Below are 16,825 nucleotides of genomic sequence, written 5' to 3'. Positions count from 1 at the left end.
AAGAGCGGAGCAGCGGGAAGAAGGCGAGGTCGCGGTGAGCGAGCGAACCCACGTCAAGCTCGAACTCGACGACATCCAGCGCGGGGTCCTCAGCCCCCGGCCGAGCCCGTACGCGGCCACCTACATCCTGTTCCGCATCGACGACCGCGACCGCGGGCGCGAGCTGATGCGGCGCGTCAGCACCGTGGTGACCTCGGCCGCCGACACGGTGAGCCCGCTGGGTGAGACCTGGGTCAGTGTCGCGCTCACCTACCACGGCCTCAAGGCGCTCGGGGTGCCGCACGAGTCACTGGAGACGTTCGCCTGGGAGTTCCGGCAGGGCATGGCCGCACGCGCCAAAGCGCTGGGCGACGTCGGCGAGAGCGCCCCCGAGAACTGGGAGGCGCCACTGGGCACACCCGAGGTCCACGTGGTGCTGGTGGCACTCGCCCCAGACAATGCGCGCCTGGAGGCGGCCATCGACCGCGCCCGACCGGCCTACGACGCCCTCCCCGGCGTGACGGCCATCTGGCGCCAGAACTGCCACGCGCTGCCCACCGAGACCGAACCCTTCGGCTACCGCGACGGCATCAGCCACCCGGCCATCGAGGGCAGCGGCATCGCCGGATCCAACAAGCTGGAGGTGCCGCTCAAGGCCGGCGAATTCGTGCTCGGCTACCCCGACGAGCTCGGCGGCATCCAGACGCCGAAGCCCGAGGTGCTCGGCCGCAACGGCACCTACGTGGTCTTCCGCAAGCTCCACCAGCGCGTCGCCCTGTTCCGGCGCTACCTGAAGGACAACGCCACCAGCCTCGAAGACGAGGAGCTCCTGGCAGCCAAGATCATGGGCCGCTGGCGCAGCGGCGCGCCCCTGGCACTCTGCCCGTTGCACGACGATCCCTGCCTCGGCGCCGACCCGTACCGCAACAACAGTTTCCTGTACAAGCAGGACGATCCGGCCGGCTTCGCCACCCCCGGCGGCAGCCACATCCGACGGGGCAACCCCCGGGACGCGGCGGTGGCCGGAGTGCCGAGGCTGCACCGAATGATCAGACGCGGCACCGCCTACGGCCCGCTGCTGCCCGAGGGCGTCCTGGAAGACGACGGGGCCGATCGCGGGCTGATATTCGCCTTCGTCGGGGCGCATCTGGGGCGGCAGTTCGAGTTCGCCCAGTCCGAATGGATGAACGACGGCGTCTTCTTCGGCGCGGGCGACGCGAGGGATCCCGTCATCGGCTCCCGCGAGGGCTCCGGCGATTTCACCATTCCCCGGCGTCCCGTACGGCGACGCCTGGTCGCGCTGCCGCAGTTCGTCGTCACGCGCGGCGGCGAATACTGCTTCATGCCGGGACTGACCGCGCTGCGCCGGCTTGGTGACCTCACCGACTGAGCGCGGCGACGCCGCTCCGGTAAGAGGACCGGGATCCACATGAACACACTGCAGTTGCTGTTCAACGCCGTCACCGTCATCTTCATCGCGGCCACCATGTTCGCCGCCGGTCTCGCGACCACACTGCCGGCGCTGTGTACCGTCTTCACCGACCTCCCGCTGCTCCTGCTGGTACTCCTGGCCAACCTGGTGTGCGTCCCGCTTCTCGGCTGGGGTGTGGCCGCGCTGTTCGGCCTGCCCGCGGCCTCGTTCATCGCGCTGCTGCTGGTCGCGTCCTCACCTGGCGGACCGTTCGGCGCGAAACTCGGCATGGTGCAGAACGGCGACGTGGTCGCCGGTGCGGCGACGCAGGTGCTGCTGGCCGCCATCGGTAGCATCACCTTCGGTCCGACGGCGAACGTCATCCTCAAGACCGCGAACGTGGGCGGCGGGGTTTCGCTCGACGTCGCGACGCTGATGCTGACCGTGGCGGTCCTCCAGCTCGTCCCGTTCGCCGTCGGGTTGATCGTGCGCCATTACGCGCCGTCCACAGCGCAGGCGTGGCATCCCGTGGCCGCCATGGTGTCGAACGTGACGTTCCTCGTCGTGCTGGTGGGCATGCTGGTCGGCAACTGGCGTGCCGTCATCGCGCTGATCGGCTCACTCACCCTGCTCGCGGGCTTCGTCTTCGCCGTCATCGCCTTCGCTCTCGGCACGGCCCTGGCCACCGGGCCAGGGGCCCGCCGCACCACCATGGGTGGAGTCGCGGCCGTACGCAACGCGGGGCCGGCGCTCGCCGCCGTCGGTATCGCCTTCGGCAACGAGCCGGCCATCCTGGGAGCGCTCGCGGCTGTCCTGCTGAGCGGCCTGGCCGCGGCCCTGCCCATCGCGGCGGTGCTGAGCCGTCGCCGGGGCGTGCAGCTCCCCACGACGCCAGGTTCGGATGCCTAGCCGTACTCACCGGCAAAATCCCGTGGGCGGAAGCGTCCGCAACAGGCAAAGGCACACTCCCCGACCCACTCACCTGGGCATTTACCCGACAACCTTCTCCATACATAACTAAATCGCCGAAGGCCATCCCATTCAGACCAGCGACGCTCGATGTCCCGGCTGCATCGCGCGACGACCGGTCACCCCGACCCCGCGGAAAGGGCCTGCCCGCCATGAACCACGATCCAACCGCCTCCGACGCCCACGCCGGAGACGACAGCGCTGCCCAGCACGTGCCCTTGTCCCCGTTCCTCAGGGACCGGCTCGACGCCGCCACCACCGCCGCCCGCGCGGAACTGATCAGCGCGAGCGAGCGCAGGGCAGGACTCCTGCTGTCCTGGGCGGGTGTCGCCTACGGCGTGGTCGTCACGCTCATCCTCACCGGCCCGGCCCGTTTCCCCGGCCCCGGGCGCTTCGGCGTCATCGCGGCACTGATCCTGCTGTCCATGGCGGTCCTGCTGATCCTCATCACTATCCGCCCGGTCTCCGCCGAACGCGGCGGATCGAAGATCCTCTCCTACGCCAAGGCACCCACACCCGAGGCGCTGATCGAGCAGATGAACGCCGAGACCAAGGACTACGAACTGTTCCTGGCCGCCACCGCCCTAGAAATCGCCCGGGTCGCGCGCGCCAAGAACCGCAATCTGCAGTGGGCCGTCGACCTGATCGTGACCGGCATCACCATCATGACCGTCATGGTCTTCCTGGAGCATCTCATCTGAACCAGCGGAGCCGGACCTGAGCTTCGGAAGGCTCAGTAGCCCGCGGGCGCCGGCCAGTGGCGCTCGACCCCGATCTTGTCCAGTTCCCCGGTGAACTCCGCCAGCAACGCCTCCCGCTCCCTGACCTCCTGTGGTTCCACCCCCCGGCGCAGGCAGTACGCCGCCAGATGGCCCGCGACCTCGCCCACATTCGGACGGAGCTGAAGGTGGCCGCGGCCGGCAGCTCGGTCAGGGAGCTCGACTGCATCGGCAGGGAACGGCGGCTCACCGCCCGCGACGGCAAGGTCAAGGTCTGCCTGGACGGCGCCCCGCGCATCTACTACGGCTTGACCGAGACGCCTGACCAACTGCCGTGAGGCCTCCCACGGCGGGGAGCCGTCCCCGTGGATCGGGGACGACTCCGCTCAGGTCGTCGGAGTTATGCCCAGGGCTGGTCGACGGCCCAGCTCACGTCGTTGGCCCACGAGGTCGCGCTGTCGAAGGCGTTCGAGCCGCCGTTGCTGGCGATGTAGACGATGTTGTTGTAGTGGCGGATGAACCGGGTCGGGAAGTTGTAGGAGGCGAACGAGGTGCCCTGGCCGCTCTTGCCGGTCTGCGGGCAGAAGGTGGCGTCGGCGGCGAACAGCGAGCTGCCGTCATTGTGCTGGCGGTACAACTGGTAGTTCTGGTGCCGCAGGTAGTCGCCGGGGTAGTTCCTCGACTCGAACGACAGGCACGAGCTGCCGGCCAGACCGCTGCGGACGATCCACGAGGCGTCGCTCTTGTCGAGAGACGAGCTGGACGAGGTGATCACCGACGTGATGGCTTGGTCGTTCTGGTGGCGGATGTAGCGGGTGGTGCAGCAGGACGTCGTCGCGCGTAGCGAGATCGACGAGCCGGGGGTGAGCGTTCCGGGCGTGCCGCCGCCGCTCGACGTCGTGTATCCGGCGGCGACGATGTCGGCCTGCACCGCGTTCTCGGTGGCGTCCGACGGATAGCCGGACGTCATCACGCCTTCGTAGAAGGTACCGGCGGAACTGTTGCTGTTGTCGCCGCCGATCCCGAGGATGATGGCCCCCTCCTTCTTCATCGGGTTGTAGCCCGAGACGTTGGGGCGCGCTCCGTTGTAGTAGGTCGACAGGCCGCCCGACTGCGCGTTGCCGGCCCGGATCGCCCAGTGGTTCGGCTCACCCTTGATGATGGCGGTCAGGTAGCGGTGGTTCACGGTCGGGTCGCCCGCGTTGTAACCCGGGTTCACTCCGGAGAACAGGCCGTTCTCGAGGTCGGCCATGACCCAGGGGCCGTTGCCCGTGCCGTAGCCCCAGACCTTGATGTTCCCGAAGTAGATGGCCTCCATGGTGCCGTTGCCGTTGTCACGGCTGTTGGTCTCGGCGTTGCCGTAGTCGAAGCAGCAGCCGCCGTTGTAGTGCGTGCCGTCGAAGACCGCGTACATGCCCTCGGGCTGGTCCCCCTTCGCGATGCCGTTGGTGCTGTTGTTGCGATAGCCGGTGCCAGGAGACACGTAGACGCCGTACGCCTTGTGACCATTGATCATGGTCGGCGCCGCGGTCGCGACCGCGAGGTTGTCATACCCGCCCGCGGCCGGGCCGGAGAACCCGCCGGGGGGCGCCTGGGTGAGGCGGTTACCGCGACCAGACTGGTCGTAAATGATGGTGATGAGGCAGGTCGTATTGGCACAGAATGAATCCTGCGTGGCGGCGTTGGCATATCCGCCCGCGCTCAAAAGGCCGATGTCCTGGGTGGTGTTGTCCGAGGAGCGGCGCACTTGGTACAGCGGGCCGTTGTAGGCGGCATACAGGGCGCGAGTCGTGCTGTGCGCCGCAACGCACGGGGTGCCGCCGGCGGCGTAGATGTCACACGCGAGCGACGTCGCGGCCTGCGAGGGCGTGGAGATGCCGGCCAGCAGGCCGGCGGCGAGCGCGACGGCCGCGCCCGCGGACAGCAGTGCCTTTTTAAGGGACCGAACAATCATGATGAACCACTGCCTTTCAGGGGGCGCCGCGATGCCGGGAGATGCCCCGCCGACCTGCGACATCACGGCAGGGACGGAAAGGAAGTTGCTTTGTTAGCGCTAACATTCTTGCGTTCTATGCGGCCTCCGTAGATGCGCTTGGGGTGACTGGCTCACTATGGAACGGAAGCGTATGTTGCGTCAAGGTTGCAGGTGAGTGACGAAAATACCGCGAGGCGCGCTATAGAAAACTATCCTGCTTCCTGCAACGAAGGCCGAGAGATTTCATGCGGTCAGAGATCAGCTCACGAGATGTGGGTCGATTTCTCAGACGTCCTGAGGAACTTCGTGCCGTTCCACTTGTACGTCTGGCGGACGATCAGATCGGGGCAGCAATTGGCGGCCCGGCCGCTGACCACCTTGCCGCGCAGGTGTACCTGCCCCTTCCGGATGGCGACGGTCTGGGACTTGAAGTAGCGGTTCTTGCCCAACGCGCCGATCAGGCGAGGAGCTGAGCGCTTGGCGGCGCCGTCGTAGACGAAGGAGATGACGGGGTTGCCCGACGTCGGGCTCGGGCAGGACGACACGACCACAGTCTCGGGCTTTCCGTCACCCGTGAGGTCGCCGACAGCGGCGACGCGGGCGCGCACGACATACCAGGTGTCGCCCGGCCGCGGCTTGAGGCAGTGCAGCGCCCGCTCCACCACGGGCGCCCAGTCGAACCCGTCCGCGATCTGACCGGTCTCTTCGAGGGCGGCGGCCGTGCTGTCCGCGGTGGCGGTGCCCATGACGAGGAACGGCGCCAGCGCGGTCGCGATGGCGACGGTCCCCGCCCAGCTACGGAGTCTGCGGCTGCTCTTGTGGTCGACGCGTGAGTTCATGACCAATCTGATGCGAGGAATGTCGGAGAAGTTCGGCCTCAGGCCTTTCCATTGGCGGCGCACCAGTCGGCCCACGTGGTGGCACCCTTGCCCAACTGCTTGTTGTAGAAGGAGGTCCAGGAGTTCTCGCTCGAACCGGGCGCGGTGGGAGCGGCTTTGAAGAGCGGGTAGGAGGCGTCGACCTCCGCACGCAGCCACGGCTCGATGTCCTCGTAGGACTGCAGCGACCAGCTACGGGCGTGGTAGGTGAGCTGCCCGCGGACGTCGGTCTCCGGCAGGCACATGAACGGCGCCCACGGGCTCGTCCTGGCCCAGCTGATCTTGGTCTTCATCGCGCCGTTGGGGACGCTGCCCGCGGCCGTGCGGGCCTCGACCTCGCGGGCGTCGACGTAGAAGTCGAACATCTCCTGGGCCGCGTAGACGCCCTTCACCAGGCCGAACGACTCGCCCAACGCGAGCTTGAAGTCCGTGCGAACCGGGATGTCGCTGGTCCACTCCGTCTCGTCGTACATCTGCCGCAGGGGCGGGCCGACATAGGCGGAGGTGACGTTGAACGGGCCGAAGTTCACCGCGTCGTTGTTGATAGGAACGACCGGGTAAGTCCGGAGGTCAATCGGGTTCTTCCATTCCCGCAGGATCTTCGTGGGGTCGGCGGGGTCGGTGTAGAACACGATCTCGCGGGAGAGCTGATAGAGCTGCGTGGTGCCGGGCACCCGATACAGCCGCCGGATGTTGTAGCCCTCGACGTTGAACAGTTTCTGGCCATGGCGAAGCTGCGGGTCGTAGGCGTTGCCCTCGATGTTGGCGTACACGGCTCCCGAAATCCGGAAGACCATGTCCCGCCCGTCAGGCCGCCCATTGGTCTGCAAGGACAGCAGCCCGCTCTTGTCCGTAACCGTCTTGTAGACCGGCCCCGGATATGTCGGATCATCCGCCTGCTCGCCCGCCGCCGCGCCGGGGACGGCGACGCACACCAACAGCGCGGCGAGGGCTGCGGACAAGGTCAAACCACGGCGCTTGAACAAGAGTGCTCCTGCGATACAGAGGGGCGACAGAGACCACGCTGATCATTTCAGTTGCCGAGACCCGGCCTCAACCAGGCCCGTATGCTCGGCGGGGACCGCAGGTACGGGAGGCCGGGTGTCGAACAGCGTGCTGACCCACGAATTCCACGTGGACGCCGCACCGGAGAAGGTGTTCGAGCACCTCACGGCTCCGGAGAGCTACATCGGCCTGTCCCCCCTCGTGGTCGCCGTCAGCGATGTGGACCGCTCGGAGCCCGGCGTGATCCGGTACACGGCCGTCGAGCGTTTCCGATTTCTCCGGATCTTCACGTACGACAATCCGATCAAAGTGGCCCTCCACACCGAGGCCCTGTCCCTCTACGGCGAGGTGCGGAGCCCGGGACGCATTCGCATGGCCTACCGCTTCGACCTGGAGCCGGACGGCACCGGCACCCGGGTGAGCGACCGGCTCGACCTGACGGCCCCGTGGCTCCTGGCCGGGTTCGCCGCAGGTCAGGCGCGCAATGTCCAGCTCGCCCGCGCTCGGATCCTGGCACAACGGTTGTCTGGCGTGGGCTGACAGTGTCCGCCCAGGCCAAGTCAACGACGAGCCGGTCAGGAAGACGGCCGGCCGCCGTCGCCGGGGAGTGATCGCGCGAGGGCGTCGAGGATCACGTTGAGGCCGAACTCGAACTCGTCGCCGAAGTCGTAACCGGGCCGGAGGACGTGCTCGGTCGCCATCTCCACGAGGTGCGGATAAGCGCCGTCGGCGAACTGCTCCATGATGGACTCGGTCACCTCGGCCGCTGAGTCCGGGCCTTTGAAGGGCAACGAGGCCTCCTGCAGCGCGAAGCCGTAGGTGTAGCTGTCGAGCAGGGTCTGCGCGTGCGCGGTCAGCGGCACCGAGAAGCCGGCCGCGCGCAGCGTGGCGATGGTCGCGTCGAGGTGCCGCAGCGTCGAGGGGCCGGGGGTGGCTCGCGACTCGAGCAGGCCGATGGCCCAAGGGTGGCCTCTGAGCACGCGCCGGGTCGAATCGGCCCGCCGCCGCATCTCCGCGCGCCAGTCGCCGTCGGGAGACGGCAGGTCGATCTCACTGGAGACGAGATCGACGATGCCGTCGAGGATCTCGTCCTTGTTGGCGACGTGGTAGTAGACCGACATCGGCTTGACGCCGAGCGCCTGGGTGAGCGAGCGGATCGTCAGCGAACCGATCCCGCCCGCGTCGGCGACGTCGATGGCCGCCCGCAGCACCCGCTCCCGGGTGAGCGGCACGCGCGGCGTGGCTCTCTTGCTCTTCGGCTCTGACATCTCGCTTCGAGACTCTAGCACTTTCATACTTAGTACGTTATCTTCCCGTACTAAGTACGAAAATACTAAGTACGAAAGCTTCGACAGAAGGGAAAGGCCATGTCAGCACGTACCATCGGCCGGATCGTGGGCGCCTGCTACCTGCTCGCGTTCGTCGTCTACCTCGCGGGCGGCGCGCTGGTCGAAGCCGCCTCGGACAGCGCCGACATGCTGTCCGGTGTTCTCGCCGCCAAGACGACGCTGTCGGCGGGAGCCCTGCTGATGCTGGCCAACTCCGTCTTCGACATCGTCAACGGCTTATTGATCTTCAACCTGCTGAGGACGCGCCGCCCGTTCGCCGTCACCGCGTACCTGACAATCAGGACAATCGAGGTGGTGGTGCTGGCCGTCGGGATCCTGTTCCTGCTGCTGCTGATACCGCTCGCCCAGGAGTACGCGGCCAGCGGCCGCGCCTCGGTCTTCCCCGCGCTGGCGCGGGTCGCCGAGCAGGGGAACTACTACGCCTTCCACTTCGGGATGCTCGCGGTCTGCGCCGCCATGGTGGTGTTCTGCCGCGCGATGCTGCGCGAGCGGCTGGTGCCCGCGTTCCTGGCGGTGTGGGGGCTGGGCGGGTACGCGCTCTTCATGGCCGGCACGATCGCCGAACTCCTCGGCTACAAGATCGCCCTGACGACGTCGATCCCCGGCGGTCTTTTCGAGGTCGCCCTGGGGATCCTGCTCATCGTGAAGGGGTTTCCCGCCAGGCCGGAGACCGGCCACGCGAAAGCGGCGCAGCCCGCACCGACGGACGCCGCCTGAAGAGGATGCGGAGGGTATCGACGAGAGCGGCCCTTCACCGTGTCTCACCGGTGAAGGGCCGCTCTGGCATGAACCAAGGATTTTCGCTCCGGCTTGCGGAAGGCGGGTGCAGATTGTCTCTACCCAGGTATTGGTCCAGGTGTTCCGCCCGACGATACCGTCGGCCACGAAAGCATGCTCTTTCTGGAATTCGCGGCAGATTTCTTCGCTCTGTGGCCCGTAGCTCCCGTCGACCGTGATGGGCCAGCCGCGGTCCTGCATCCGCTGCTGCCATTTCTTTACGGCTTCGCCCTGCTGCGGTTTTTTTGATGGTGCCGGGGAATGGCGATGCGCACCCTCAGCGGTATTCTGGGGAAGCTGACGATTTACCTCGTTCTGGAAAATGTCGATACGACCTGTTGACACCAGGCCGGAGTCTCGTCGAGGTGCGGCACCGGCCACCGCCCGCACAGCGTGGACGTCTAGGCCCACCGGCCGCACTCATCTGGGGTTCGTGGACGGCATCGGCGAGCCCGACATCGAAGGCGCCGGGGTGGCCAGCATCCTGCGGAAGCAGGCGGGTGGCGACCACTACGGCTACCTGCCGGGATTCGGTCCGACCATCAGGGCCGGTGAGTTCCTTCTCGGGTACGTCAACGAACTCGGGCGGGTCGGGCCGATGCCCAAACCCGACATTCTCGGCCGTAACGGCACCTATGTGGCCTTCCGCAAGCTGCACATGCGGGTGGCCGCCTTCCGCCGCTACCTCAAGGACAACGCCTCCTCATCCGAGGAGGAGGAGCTTCTCGCGGCGAAGATGGTCGGCCGCTGGCGCAGCGGGGCGCCTCTCGTACTGGCTCCCGAGCACGACAATCCCGGCCTCGCGGCGGATCCGCAGCGCGCGAACGACTTCGCCTACCAACAGGAGGACCCCCGCGGCCTGCGCTGCCCGCTCGGCTCCCACATCCGCCGCATGAACCCGCGTGATGCCCTGTCGAACACGTTCGTGGACATCAAGCTGCACCGCGCCCTGCGCCGCGGTGCCACCTACGGTCCCATGCTTCCGGAAGGACAGTTGGCGGACGAACGACGGGGACTTCGTCGCCCTCGGCACCGAGAAGAACCCTGTCATCGGGGACAACGACGCCACCGGGATGTTCACGATCCCCCAGCGCCCCGTCCGCCGGCGACTGCGGGAACTTCCGCGCTTCGCGGTCACCAGGGGAGGTGAATACCTGTTCATGCCCGGCATCCGGGCGCTGAACTGGCTCGCCGAACTCGACACGTGAGCCGCCGGTCGAGCCACAGCGCACCGGAGACTCGTGTCACCGCCAACGGCCTGACGGCCCCGGCCCAGAAAGGGAAGCAACCATGACCACGAATACAGGAAAGCCGGCTCGCCCGGGCTTGAAGTACCGCCGGACGAACGAGTTCACCCTCTTCTTCAACGTTGAGCCCGGTCACGGGCAGCAGATCCGGGACATCTTCCAGCAGCCGGGATTCGAGGAGAAGAGACAGAGATGAGCGCGCGCATCGGAACCCTGCACGACGCGCGGTGGGTGCTGTTCGACGACGACACGCGGCTGCTGTTCGCCACGAACTTCGACGGCGACTGGACGGTGAAAGACCTTCAGAAGGCGGTGCGCGTACACGAGGCATTCCAGCACCTCCTCGACGAGGCCAGCTGATAGGGGTGCTGCACCAACCTCCCAGGCCGTTCGCCTGTGCCGACAGACCGCGGCTCCATACGTGTCGCGGATGGCACGGACGGCGCGTAGCGGAGCGGCGGGACCGACTCGAAGAAGCCCACCAACTCCAACTCAAGACCGTGAACTTTCAGCCAGATCCGTCTCTCGTCGACAAAGTCAGAAGCAGGGCGCAATACGCATTGCGTACTTCTAATGTGATCTCATGCTTGATGAGGCCACCTTGTTCCAGGCCGGCGCTGCCGGCGAAGTCGTCCGCCCGCGGGACGGCCAAGAACTCATCGTGGCCAGCCGCCTGCTGCGCGAGTTGTGCCGCCGGAACCCCGAGGACCTCGACTCTCGCGGGCTGGCCATCGAGGGCGCCAGGATCGAAGGCGACCTTGATCTGAGTGGTATGCAGGTCCCCTTCCCCCTACGCTTCGTCAATTGCGCGTTCGACCGCCCCCTCAACCTCGAAGGCGCCGAGATGCACCTGCTGGTGCTGGACGGCTGCACGATTTCCGGCATCCTCGCCAACGGCCTGCGCGTACGCCGTGACCTCGACCTGTCCCGGTCCCGCATCAACGGCGGCCTGTGGACCTCGGCCAGCACCTCGTGCAGCGCGGCGGTGTGGCTATGTGAGTCGGAGATCGGCGGGCGCCTGCTCTGCCTGGACACGGTCATCGACGCCGAGATGCGTGCCGTTCAGGCCGACCGGATGAGGGTCGGCGGGACGATCCGGCTGCTGCATGGGTTCGAGGCACGCGGCGGGATGCGACTCCTCGGAGCCGACGTGGCGGGCTCATTGGACCTCACGGGCGCCCGCCTGACGCGGCCCGACCGCGGGGTGGCGCTGGATTTGGGCGACGCCCAGATCGGCGGCAGCGTCTTCATCATCGACGACCAGACGGGCCGTCGCCCCATGATCGGCGGGCGGCTTGATCTGGGTAATGCCAGGATCTCCGGGCAGTTCCTCATCCGCAACGCCGACTTCGAGCCTACCGGGAGGGTCGTGGGCGCCGGATATTCCAGCCTTCGCAGCGCCGGCTCCGCGGTCAGCGCCCCCGGGCTCTTCGTGGGCGGGGACCTCAGTATGGAAGGCGAATGCCGGATCGGTGGCGGTGTGGACCTGTCCATGGGCTCGTTCAGCACCATCCTGATCCGCGAGGGCAGTGAGTTCGCCGCAGACAGGGGTCGCGCCCTCGACCTGACCAACGCCGAACTCCGTTCCAACCTCATCTTCGAAGAAGGGGTGACCGTACAGGGCACGCTGCGGTTGGTGGGAGCGCACATTAAGGGCGGCCTCACCCTGCAGGGCACCCGCTGGAGCTGCCCGGAGGGCGACACGGTCATCAGCGCGCAGGGCGTGACAGTCGACGGGACGGTGAACCTGCGCGGCATGGAGACCACGGGCGGCCGGGTGAGGTTCCACTCCGCGACAGTCGGCGGCGTCCTGGACGCCCATCATGCCAGGCTGCACCACCCTGGCGGCGAGGCGCTCTCGCTGCAGCGAATAGCGGTCAGAGGGTCGATCCTGCTCTCCAAGGAGTTCACCGCCGACGGCCGTGTATCGCTGAACCGGTCCGTCGTGGAGGGGCGGCTCGACTGCGAGGGCGGCACCTTCGGGGCGATCACCGCGGTGTCGGCCACCGTACGCGGTGGCATGCACCTGCGCTGGGCGACCGTCCCGGACTCGGTGGACCTGACGGGGGCTGTCACCACCGTGCTCGCAGATGACCCAGCGAGGTGGCCGCGGCGCTCGTCGATCGCCGGCTTCATGTACGACCGGTTCGACGGCTCCTGGGACTGGCGGGCCCGCCGAGATTGGCTGTACGGCATGATCCCCTTCGATGCGGGCCCGTACGAGCAGGCGGCCAGGGTGTTCCGCCAGCACGGTCACCCGGCAGAGGCCGAGCGGCTCCTCATCGAGCAGCGCAAGCAGGCCAGAAAAGCGCAGCCGCCGGACGGCCGCACACCACAGCGCCTGCTCCGCGACCTCCGCGACATCCTGTACGGGCTCACGGTCGGCTACGGCTACCGCCCGGGCCGCACGCTGTGGTTACTGGGAGCCCTGCTCGCCCTGGTCGGCGTCATGATGTCGACTCCCGCCGCGCAGCAGACGCTGCGGGCCACCGACCCGCGCGGCAACGTGTACGCGGTGGACGGCCGCCTGATCACCGTTGACGAAACGACGCCGACAGCGGACACCACTGCCACAACGGCCCGGCACGCGGCGCTGCCGGGGCCATGCGGTGACGGCCAGGTTCGCTGCTTCGACCTCGTCTTCTACACGGTGGACACCGTCATCCCGCTCATCTCGCTCGGCCAGCGCGCCACCTGGTACCCCGAGACGCGCAGTACGGCGGGAGAGCTGACCTCGACGCTCCTGAACGTGGCCAGCCTGCTGGGCTGGCTCCTGTCGACCGTCGTCGTGCTCTCCTTCGCTAGGCTCGCCCGACCGGCGTAGCTGCCCGTCGACCCCGGATTGCGGCACGGCCGGGATCGGCGATAGGTCACGAGCACCTGGTCAGCTGTACAAGATCGCAAAAGGCTCTCCCGGATCATCCGAGAGGGCCTCTGAACTGCGAGCCGACGAGGGGAATCGAACCCCTGACCTTCTGTTTACAACGTCCCCGAACGATCTTCAGAAGCGTCCGGTCGCGTTCGTCGAGCAGGTCGCTAGAGGCCGCGCCGTCCGCAGCGTCAAGGTCACGCTCCATCCGGGTCCAGATACGACGCCGCTTGGAGGGTGAAGAGTTCGGCGTAGCGGCTTTGGGAGGTCATGAGTTCCTCGTGGGTGCCATGTTCGTCCATCTCACCCTTGTGCAGGAAGTAGATGTGGTCGGCCGAGCGGACCATCGAGAAGCGATGGGAGATCAGCAGTACCGTGCGGTCCCGGAACAGATGGTGAATGCGCTGGAACAGCTAGTGTTCCGCGCGGGCGTCCAGGGCGGCCGTGGGCTCGTCGAGGACGATGAACGGGGCGTCGCGGAAGAAGGCGCGGGCCAGAGCCACGCGCTGCCATTGGCCGATCGACAGATCGGTCCCGCCCATGAACTCCTTGCCCAGGATCGTCTCGTAGCCTTCGGGGAGGCGGGACAGGAAGTCGTCGGCGTCGGCCAGGCGCGCGGCCTCGTGGACGGCATAACGTCCTTTAGCGCTGGCGTGGACGACCCCGGGTAGACGAAGGTGACCGACTCGGCACGCAGTTCGCGGAAGGGAGGTGGGGCCGGCTTCGCGGTCTGCGGTTGTAGACGAGTCACCTAGGGCACCACGACGAGCTTCCCGGTGGCCTGGTCGTTCTCCATGTACCGGTGGGCCGCAACGATGTCGTCCAGGCCGAAGACACGGTCGATGTTGGGTCGATAGACGCCGGCCTCGACCTCGTGGACGATCCGCTGCAGTACGTTCGTGCCCGCGCTGCCCTTGAAGTCGTCGCTGTGGAAAGCGGTGAGCTTGGTTCCGGACGGGATCATCGCTATCGGCTCGAAGTCCGGGATCATCCATCCGCTGAGGGAGCCCGCCACGCACACCGTCCCGCCACGACGGACCAGGTGCAGCGAGTCCACCGCCGTACGCGCCCCGACGAGATCCAGAACATGGTCCGGACCCTCGGGCCAGACCGCCTGCAAGCTCGCCGTCAGCGGTCCCCCGGCGTCGACGAGCACGTGGTCGACGCCGGCCGCGGTCAACGCGTCGGCCTTGTCTTGCCGCCGGGTCGTGGCCGCGGTCTCGACACCGTAGCCGGCCGCGATCGACGCGGCCGCCATCCCCACCGACGACGTCCCGCCACGGATCAGCAACCGCCCCTGGCCACCCGGCACGACCCCCAACGCGTCCAGCGAGCCCTGCGCGGTCAGGTACGTCTCAGGCAGCGCGGCCAAGACGTCCCAGGGCAACGTGGTGGTGACCGGCATCAACAGCGAGTTCGGCAGCAAGGCGTACTCCGCATAGCCGCCGTCGAACTCCCGGCCCATCTCACCCATCACCGCCGCGACGGTCGTCCCGTCCGGCACCTTGGGATCGGTCGAGGCTGCCACGATTCCCACACATTCGATGCCGAGCACACGCGGGAACGTCACGTTCGGGGAATGCCCCTGGCGGGTCCTCAGCTCCGACCGGTTCAAGCCCGCGCCCTTCACCTGCACCAGGCTCCAGCCCTCCCGAACCGCCGGTACCGGCAGCTCACGGATCTCCAGCACCTCCGGGCCACCCGGCCTGACACAGACCGCCGCTCGCATGGTCATACTCATCTCGCACCCCTCGGCAACATGGGTTGTCGCGACACCGAAGATCTCATCGCGCACGCATCCACTGTCGCGAAAAAGGGCTGTGACCGGCCACCGGTAGAATGCCAAGTTATGCCCGTTGGCCGCCAAGTTGCCCGATCCGGTCCGACGTCACATCTATGGCCGTCCGGAGGCGTACATCTATGGCCATCGGGCGGAACCAGCCCGGTGGACTGCCATTCACGTGGACATCTGGTGTACGCGGCCCATGGCGTCCTGTCCGTGCACACCGAACGTGGCACATCGATCGTGCCGGCCAATCGAGTCGCATGGACCCCCGCCGGGTTCACGCACTACCACCGCGCTCACAGCCAGACCGATATGCGAATCCTCTTCCTACCGGCGTCCCTGGCCCGGCTCATACCCGGCCATCCTGCCGTGTTCATGGTCTCCGACCTCGCCCGCGAAATCGTGCTCGCCCTCACGGGCCCACGCAACTACGACCGCGCCGCGAGCGACCACGACCGGGCCAGGAGCGCTCGCCTCCGTCGGGTCCTCGTCGACGAACTCCACGAAGCACGCGAGCAGCCACTGCAACTGCCGGAACCGCACGATGACCGGTTGCAGGCCATTGCCCAGATGATGTACGAGCAGCCCGGAGACAACACCTCATTGGCCGAACTCGGGCGGGCGATCGGAGCCAGCGCCCGCACTCTCAGCCGGCTGTTCCACAACGAGCTCGGCATGACCTTCTATGAATGGCGCACACAACTACGCATTTATCACGCACTCATCCTTCTCGCCGACGGCCACGACGCGACCCACGTCGCCCACGCCTGCGGCTGGGCGAATCCCAGCAGCTTCATCTCAGCCTTCACCAACATCATCGGCACCACCCCGGGCCGCTACCGATCCGGTCACCAGCGCCTATGAGACGGTGATGACCACCTTGCCCCGAGCGTGTCCCTTGTCGAGGTAGCGGAGGGCGTCCGGGACGGCGCTGAGCGCGTACGTCCGGTCGATGACCGGAGTGATCTTCCCGGCTTCGGCCTGCCGGCGCAGCAGGTCGAGATCGTCGCCGCTCGCCTTCGCCACCATCGGCGCCAGCCGCTGACTGATCAGCGGGGAGAGCACGAGCAGCTTGAGCGGACCGAGCAAGGGACGGATCCACATCCCCTTGAGCGGCCCGCCGACGGCCACGAGCACGCCGTTCGGGGCGAGCAGCCGCCTGATCACGGGCAGAGGATGGTTGCCGGCTATGTCGATCATCAGGTCGTAGCAGCGTCCCGTCCTGGTGATGTCGTCGCGGGTGTAGTCCACGACGTGGTCGGCGCCGATCGAGCGGACCATGTCCACGTTGTGGGTGCCGCACACGCCGGTCACCTCGGCGTCGTACGCCTTGGCGAGCTGCACCGTGAACGTACCCACGCCTCCCCCTGCTCCGTTGACGAGCACCTTGTGCCCAGGCAGGATGCGGCCCTTGTCGCGCAATGCCTGAATGGCGCTGAGCGCCGACACCGGCATGGCCGCCGCCTCCTCGAAGGAGAGGTTGGCCGGCTTCTTGGCCACCATCCCGTCCTGGGGGAGGCTGGCGTACTCGGCGAACGCCGCACTGCGCGCGGTGGGCACCATGCCACGGCCGCCGTAGACCTCGTCTCCCGGCCGGAACCTGGTGACGTTCCCGCCCACGGCCTCGACGCAGCCCGCCAACTCGCCGCCCAGACCGATGGCCTTGGGCCGGGGCAGACCGCACATCAGGCGCATGAAGTACGGCGTGCCCGTCATGGTGCGGACGTCGAGCGGGCTGACGGCGGCCGCCCTCACCCTGACCAGCACGTCGTCATCGCCGACAGCGGGCATGTCGACGTCCTCCAAGCTCAGGACATCGGGCGAACCATACCGATTGAAGCGGATTGCCTTCATGATGTCT

19 protein-coding genes and 2 pseudogenes are annotated in these 16,825 nt (G+C 67.4%); 11 read left to right on the top strand and 10 right to left on the bottom strand.

The annotated features are described in order from the left end of the window. The first annotated feature begins 34 nt into the window (after window positions 1-34). From KLK06_RS51595 to KLK06_RS51585, 3 genes are all read left to right on the top strand, one after another. On the top strand, window positions 35-1,369 hold the full coding sequence (locus KLK06_RS51595) for a peroxidase (protein WP_214643215.1): 1,335 nt from the start codon (window positions 35-37) through the stop codon (window positions 1,367-1,369). Between the two features lie 39 nt (window positions 1,370-1,408). Next, a complete protein-coding gene (locus KLK06_RS51590; RefSeq protein WP_214643214.1) occupies window positions 1,409-2,299 on the top strand; it encodes a bile acid:sodium symporter family protein in 891 nt (296 codons plus the stop codon). A gap of 212 nt (window positions 2,300-2,511) precedes the next feature. Next, entirely contained in the window at window positions 2,512-3,060 is a 549-nt protein-coding gene (locus KLK06_RS51585; protein ID WP_214643213.1) for a Pycsar system effector family protein, read from the top strand. 32 nt (window positions 3,061-3,092) lie between these two features. On the opposite strand, the gene KLK06_RS51580 is transcribed toward KLK06_RS51585, so the two are convergent. After that, window positions 3,093-3,248, bottom strand: a complete 156-nt coding sequence (locus tag KLK06_RS51580) for a hypothetical protein (RefSeq protein ID WP_214643212.1) — start codon at window positions 3,246-3,248, stop codon at window positions 3,093-3,095. 18 nt (window positions 3,249-3,266) lie between these two features. On the opposite strand from KLK06_RS51580, the gene KLK06_RS51575 reads away from it, so the two are divergent. Further along, a complete protein-coding gene (locus KLK06_RS51575) occupies window positions 3,267-3,416 on the top strand; it encodes a hypothetical protein (protein ID WP_214643211.1) in 150 nt (49 codons plus the stop codon). Window positions 3,417-3,478: 62 nt separating this feature from the next. Here KLK06_RS51575 and KLK06_RS51570 read toward each other — a convergent pair whose 3' ends face one another. From KLK06_RS51570 to KLK06_RS51560, 3 genes are all read right to left on the bottom strand, one after another. Beyond that, complete coding sequence (locus KLK06_RS51570; RefSeq protein ID WP_214643210.1) at window positions 3,479-5,032, bottom strand: alpha-L-arabinofuranosidase B; 1,554 nt, start codon at window positions 5,030-5,032, stop codon at window positions 3,479-3,481. A gap of 284 nt (window positions 5,033-5,316) precedes the next feature. Next, window positions 5,317-5,892, bottom strand: coding sequence for a hypothetical protein (locus KLK06_RS51565; RefSeq protein ID WP_214643209.1), 576 nt, complete (start codon window positions 5,890-5,892; stop codon window positions 5,317-5,319). A gap of 38 nt (window positions 5,893-5,930) precedes the next feature. Beyond that, entirely contained in the window at window positions 5,931-6,893 is a 963-nt protein-coding gene (locus KLK06_RS51560; protein ID WP_250907364.1) for a DUF1838 family protein, read from the bottom strand. A gap of 139 nt (window positions 6,894-7,032) precedes the next feature. Here KLK06_RS51560 and KLK06_RS51555 point away from each other — a divergent pair, with 139 nt between their 5' ends. Further along, window positions 7,033-7,476 (top strand): SRPBCC family protein, encoded by a 444-nt coding sequence (locus KLK06_RS51555; protein ID WP_214643207.1) that lies wholly within the window; start codon window positions 7,033-7,035, stop codon window positions 7,474-7,476. Window positions 7,477-7,511: 35 nt separating this feature from the next. On the opposite strand, the gene KLK06_RS51550 is transcribed toward KLK06_RS51555, so the two are convergent. Beyond that, complete coding sequence (locus KLK06_RS51550) at window positions 7,512-8,231, bottom strand: TetR/AcrR family transcriptional regulator (RefSeq protein ID WP_250907363.1); 720 nt, start codon at window positions 8,229-8,231, stop codon at window positions 7,512-7,514. Window positions 8,232-8,303: 72 nt separating this feature from the next. Between KLK06_RS51550 and KLK06_RS51545 the strand changes: the two genes are divergently transcribed. Further along, complete coding sequence (locus KLK06_RS51545) at window positions 8,304-9,002, top strand: DUF4386 domain-containing protein (RefSeq protein WP_214643206.1); 699 nt, start codon at window positions 8,304-8,306, stop codon at window positions 9,000-9,002. A 144-nt stretch (window positions 9,003-9,146) separates the two neighbouring features. On the opposite strand, the pseudogene KLK06_RS62075 reads toward KLK06_RS51545, so the two are convergent. Then, window positions 9,147-9,407 (bottom strand): annotated as a pseudogene (locus KLK06_RS62075) (peptidoglycan-binding protein); the annotation flags it as partial. A gap of 88 nt (window positions 9,408-9,495) precedes the next feature. On the opposite strand from KLK06_RS62075, the gene KLK06_RS51535 reads away from it, so the two are divergent. The 4 genes from KLK06_RS51535 to KLK06_RS51520 all read left to right on the top strand — a co-directional run bounded on the left by KLK06_RS51535 (window position 9,496) and on the right by KLK06_RS51520 (window position 13,133). Then, window positions 9,496-10,212 carry a hypothetical protein gene (locus tag KLK06_RS51535; protein WP_214643205.1) on the top strand — a complete coding sequence of 239 codons (717 nt, stop codon included), beginning with the start codon at window positions 9,496-9,498 and terminating at the stop codon, window positions 10,210-10,212. Window positions 10,213-10,352: 140 nt separating this feature from the next. Continuing rightward, window positions 10,353-10,505: a hypothetical protein gene (locus KLK06_RS51530; RefSeq protein WP_214643204.1), complete on the top strand. Its 153-nt coding sequence runs from the start codon at window positions 10,353-10,355 to the stop codon at window positions 10,503-10,505. After that, a complete protein-coding gene (locus KLK06_RS51525) occupies window positions 10,502-10,669 on the top strand; it encodes a hypothetical protein (protein WP_214643203.1) in 168 nt (55 codons plus the stop codon). The genes KLK06_RS51530 and KLK06_RS51525 overlap by 4 nt, the downstream gene beginning before the upstream one ends. Before the next feature lie 223 nt (window positions 10,670-10,892). After that, window positions 10,893-13,133, top strand: coding sequence for a hypothetical protein (locus KLK06_RS51520; protein WP_214643202.1), 2,241 nt, complete (start codon window positions 10,893-10,895; stop codon window positions 13,131-13,133). Between the two features lie 242 nt (window positions 13,134-13,375). On the opposite strand, the gene KLK06_RS51515 is transcribed toward KLK06_RS51520, so the two are convergent. From KLK06_RS51515 to KLK06_RS51505, 3 genes and pseudogenes are all read right to left on the bottom strand, one after another. After that, window positions 13,376-13,525 carry a hypothetical protein gene (locus tag KLK06_RS51515; RefSeq protein WP_214643312.1) on the bottom strand — a complete coding sequence of 50 codons (150 nt, stop codon included), beginning with the start codon at window positions 13,523-13,525 and terminating at the stop codon, window positions 13,376-13,378. Window positions 13,526-13,591: 66 nt separating this feature from the next. Then, window positions 13,592-13,801, bottom strand: a pseudogene (locus KLK06_RS51510) (ATP-binding cassette domain-containing protein); the annotation flags it as partial. Between the two features lie 128 nt (window positions 13,802-13,929). Further along, entirely contained in the window at window positions 13,930-14,919 is a 990-nt protein-coding gene (locus KLK06_RS51505) for a zinc-binding dehydrogenase (protein WP_214643201.1), read from the bottom strand. Between the two features lie 420 nt (window positions 14,920-15,339). On the opposite strand from KLK06_RS51505, the gene KLK06_RS51500 reads away from it, so the two are divergent. Beyond that, window positions 15,340-15,828 (top strand): helix-turn-helix transcriptional regulator, encoded by a 489-nt coding sequence (locus KLK06_RS51500; protein ID WP_214643200.1) that lies wholly within the window; start codon window positions 15,340-15,342, stop codon window positions 15,826-15,828. Here the strand turns inward: KLK06_RS51500 and KLK06_RS51495 are convergent. Next, the gene (locus tag KLK06_RS51495; RefSeq protein ID WP_214643199.1) at window positions 15,823-16,818 is read right to left on the bottom strand and encodes an NAD(P)-dependent alcohol dehydrogenase; all 996 of its coding nucleotides are present in this window, start codon (window positions 16,816-16,818) and stop codon (window positions 15,823-15,825) included. The genes KLK06_RS51500 and KLK06_RS51495 overlap by 6 nt on opposite strands. Window positions 16,819-16,825 lie beyond the last annotated feature (7 nt).

The organism is Nonomuraea sp. NEAU-A123 (genome assembly GCF_018603905.1).
Taxonomy (GTDB): domain Bacteria; phylum Actinomycetota; class Actinomycetes; order Streptosporangiales; family Streptosporangiaceae; genus Nonomuraea.
The sequence above is the reverse complement of the archived record's forward strand: the minus strand, read 5'-3'. Positions and strand labels throughout refer to the sequence as shown.